The sequence below is a fragment of the Candidatus Bathyarchaeia archaeon genome (assembly GCA_035935655.1).
Classification (GTDB): Archaea; Thermoproteota; Bathyarchaeia; order 40CM-2-53-6; family 40CM-2-53-6; genus 40CM-2-53-6.
Genome location: DASYWW010000020.1, coordinates 1 through 4194 on the forward strand (window position 1 = coordinate 1; position 4194 = coordinate 4194).

The window sequence follows — 4194 nt, forward strand, 5'->3', positions numbered from 1 at the left end:
AATACTGGCAAATGGAATTCATTTTGACCAAGGAGTAGATCATGCATTTCAGATCTCCTACCGGAATTTCACCGGCCCGGACGTCTGGTGCCTTGCTTTCGGCTATGGCTTCGAACTGTTTTTCAATTTTGCAGGTTATTCTCACATCGTCATCGGAGCGGCGCGGCTTTTTGGGTTTGATCTCCCGGAAAACTTCAACGCCCCGTATATTTCGACCACGCCCTCGGAATTCTGGACTCGCTGGCACATGTCGCTTTCGTTCTGGATTCGCGATTATCTTTTTCTTCCCCTCGCAATGTTCAATCGTTCGAAACTATGGCGAAATTGCACTCTTGTAATTTCGATGTTGATCTTCGGATTGTGGCACAAAGGCACTACCCTGCTTGCGATTTGGGGGATTTACCATGGCATTTTGTTGGTCCTACACCGCCAATGGCAAGAACTAAAAAGACGGCTAGGGTGGGACTTCAGCGGCCCAATCCCAAACCTGATTTCTTGGTTCATAACGTTCACTTCTATTTGCCTGGGATGGATATTCTTTCAGTCGAACGCGTTGACACAAGCTTTCGACATGCTGCGCTCCGTCATAAAGGTCTCCAGCTATTCGATGATCACATTGCCTCACAGTCTTTATTTTCTCGTTCTCGTGTTAGTGCCGGGGTATCTCGGAACACTTAAGCTTGGGAACCTAGTCACAGGGCGGCTGAATTCCTTCTCTATTCCTACAGAGGTACGCTTCGCGCTTTATTCTACAGCCATCTACGTCGGAGTTTTTCACTCTGCACAAACACAGGCATTTGCATATTTCAAATTCTGATGAAACATATAGTCCACATCCTCCGAGGCATTCTCTGCGCTCTCATCTTCGTTCTAGTTCTCGAGCTCTGCGCACGTACAGACGATGTATTGAGCTACGGTGCGCCTTTCTGGGGGCCATACAATAACGAGATTCTTCTCAAGACTGATAACTTAGGAAAATGGGGAAAGCCAGGGGCGCGGTACGAAAAGTGGCAATTAAACAGCCTGGGCTACCGGGGACCCGAACTCCAGCCTGGAACCGTACGGATCGTTTGCTTCGGCGCTTCCGAGACATTTGGCCTGTACGAAGCCCCGGATGAAGAGTACCCAAGACAACTTGAGCGGGAGTTGAATAAACTCGCCGGGAAACCTGAATTCCAGGTCGTGAATGCGGCATTTCCCGGTGAGACCTTGCCTACGGCAATTCTGCGCGTGCCCGAAGTCGTTTCGCAGATCCACCCATCCTATGCGCTGATTTATCCTTCGCCCGCTACCTACATTGAAATCACTCCTCGGTCGGTCAGCCCTGCGCGTGCCCCAAGACCAGAATCTCTGGACGATCGAATACTCGAGTTGAGGATTTCAGAGCGAGTCGGCAACTTGCTGAAGAGTGCATTGCCGAAGGCCGTCCAAACCATGCTGAGACAGTTCCAAATCGAGCGCGACACCACGCATGTTCGCGTCATGCAGACTCTGCCGGAAGCAAACGTCGAGCGCTTTCGAGAAGACCTCGGGGCGCTGGTTAAATCCCTTCGCGCTCACGGAGTCGAACCAGTGTTGGTTACACACGCGACCATATTTGGCTCAGCTCTCACTCCGGAAGATCGCGATCTCTTGATTGAATGGCGAAAATTTTATCCAATACTCGAAGAGGGCGGTTTCATCGATATGGAGCGAAGAATGAATCAAGCCATCCGGGAAACCGCCGCCTGTGAGAAGCTCTATCTTATCGATGCAGCGAATGAAATCCCCCCAGGCCCAGAGTATTTCGCGGACATGGTGCATTTCACTACGAGCGGTGCGGAAATAATGGCAGCGGATCTGGCGGTCGGACTTAAGCCGGTGCTTTTCCCTCAGACGTACGGAAAGAACTTGGCCCCATCGGCGGGTCGGTCACCGGCTTCGATTGGGTGTCGTTCTAGCGCGAGACTCGGAGTCAGTAATCGCTGAGTTGAGTCGAGAACTGCAAGACTAGCGAGGCATCGCCTTATGTCTGAATCAACTACAACCGTCGGACAGGGCTTTGAGACTTTGGTGGAGGCACTTGCTGCCGCTCCCGCCGACAAGCCCTTCGTGACGATGTGGAAGAGTGAGACCGACGTCGAGACGCTCACTTTTGAGGCGTTTCGGCGGCAAGCTCAGGCTCACGCGCAATACTTTCGTTCGCTCGGCGTCCGTAATGGGGAAACTGTTATCTTGATCATGCCGCAGGGCATCCAGCTTATGTCAGCCTTTATGGGCGCAATGCTTCTCGGAGCTATTCCCGCTATATTGGCGTATCCAAACTTCAAAGTGGAACCTTCTAAGTATCGCTACGGGCTTGCGGGTGTGTCCGCCAACCTGAAAGCCTCCTTAACCGTCGTTGACGAGGGATTCCCTCAGGACTTGATGGCACATATTGCCGCGGATGGGAATTCCCGAATCGCCCGGTGCCCGGACGCATTCCCCGCGCAACCGACGCCCAAAAACGACCAAGCGGTGCATCCGGATCAGATTGCTTTCATACAACATTCAGCCGGGACCACAGGGCTTCAAAAGGGAGTTGCTCTAACGCACCGTGCTGTTCTCAAGCAAATAAGTAATCTAGCCCCTGCGATTCAGCTCAGTTCAAGGGATCGGATCTATAGCTGGCTGCCGCTTTATCATGACATGGGCCTGATCGCTTGTTTCATGCTTCCTCTTGCATGCCATTTAGCAGTGCTGATGCAGTCCCCAATCGACTGGGTCATGCAACCTCGAACGATGCTCGAACTCATCGGTACGGAACGCTGCACTCTGGCGTGGGTTCCTAATTTTGCCTTGCAGTTCCTGGCGCGAAGAGTGAGGCCCCAGGATCGCGCGGGCATCGATCTATCGAGTCTGAGAGCTCTCATCAATTGCTCCGAACCAGTGCGTGCCTCAAGCATGGATGAGTTTACTTCTGCGTTTGCGAGTCATGGCCTGCGTCCACGAACGCTGCAAAGCTGCTATGCGATGGCTGAAACTGTATTTGCAGCCACACAGTCGGATATGGCTTCACCCAACCCTCGACGGATCTGGATTGAGACAAACGCATTCCGGAAGCAAGGTTTGGTGCGCCCGGTTTCAAGTAACAACCAAGATGCTATTTGCTTCGTATCGTCTGGCAGGCCCTTGGCTAATACCCAGATTCGCGTAGTTTCAGAAACAGGAGAAAATCTAGTTGGCAAGGTTGGAGAAATTGCCATTCACAGTGAATCGATGCTGGACGGATACTATAACCGCCCGGATTTGACGGGAAAGGCAGTCCGAGGCGGCTGGTATTACTCGGGAGACCTCGGATTTTTATCTGATGATGAGTTATTCGTGGTTGGCAGGAAAAAAGACCTGATCATCGTGGCTGGCGAGAATATCTATCCTCAGGATGTGGAGGAAATTGTATCCAGCCATTCAGCGATCTGTGACGGAAGGGTGGTCGCTTTCGGGAAATATAATTCCAATCTCGGAACTGAGGAGATTGTTGTCGTGGCCGAGGTGCGCGAAAATGCTGATCTGACTCATGCGCAAACCATCGAGCGGGAATTGCGAAACGCCGTAAAGGCAGAACTGGGAATCGCCGTTGGACATCTTTTCATAAAACCACCCAGATGGATCGTGAAAAGCACAGCCGGAAAACCAGCACGCGGGACTACTCGGGAAAAACTATTAACCGAACATCCGACACTACGGGAGAATTCCGCCGATGCCTGACCTCAAAGCGGAAATGATCGAATACATCTTGAATGAAGTCATTCGCCGTCCGGGGACCCAGATCGATGAAAAAACGCCATTGGTTTCGTCAGGCCTTATTGATTCTCTGGCGCTGGTTGATCTGTTGCAAAAACTTGAAGACCTCACCAATACTCGACTCCCTGCAGGAAAAATTCAGGCCAAAGACATGGATACGGTCGATAGCATGTTCTCGACCGCGCGGCGTGTCGGCATTCCAAGAAAATGAGATATATACCCTGAATCCTCGTTGGCCCGGAACCGCCTTGAATATGTTTTGCCAGTGGATGCAACACAGCAACTTGACCCCTTAGACCAGCTTTACACCCCCATTCTGAAAGATTACGAAAAGCAGCGGTCATGAATGCAGATATCCGCTACGACAATTGGTCCAAGGCGTCCGATTGAGTCACGACTTCTTGCCACCTTCCCAACTCCCCGCTTCGGTTA

4 protein-coding genes are annotated in these 4194 nt (G+C 51.7%); all 4 read left to right on the forward strand.

The genetic code is table 11. The annotated features are described in order from the left end of the window. Window positions 1-817 (forward strand): MBOAT family O-acyltransferase (locus VGS11_04155; GenBank protein ID HEV2119282.1); only part of this gene is annotated, 817 nt, incomplete at its 5' end. Continuing rightward, window positions 817-1968, forward strand: coding sequence for an SGNH/GDSL hydrolase family protein (locus VGS11_04160; protein HEV2119283.1), 1152 nt, complete (start codon window positions 817-819; stop codon window positions 1966-1968). The genes VGS11_04155 and VGS11_04160, both read left to right, overlap by 1 nt. A gap of 39 nt (window positions 1969-2007) precedes the next feature. Beyond that, a complete protein-coding gene (locus VGS11_04165; GenBank protein ID HEV2119284.1) occupies window positions 2008-3726 on the forward strand; it encodes an AMP-binding protein in 1719 nt (572 codons plus the stop codon). After that, window positions 3719-3973 (forward strand): acyl carrier protein, encoded by a 255-nt coding sequence (locus tag VGS11_04170; GenBank protein HEV2119285.1) that lies wholly within the window; start codon window positions 3719-3721, stop codon window positions 3971-3973. The genes VGS11_04165 and VGS11_04170 overlap by 8 nt, the downstream gene beginning before the upstream one ends. The last annotated feature ends 221 nt before the right edge of the window (window positions 3974-4194 follow it).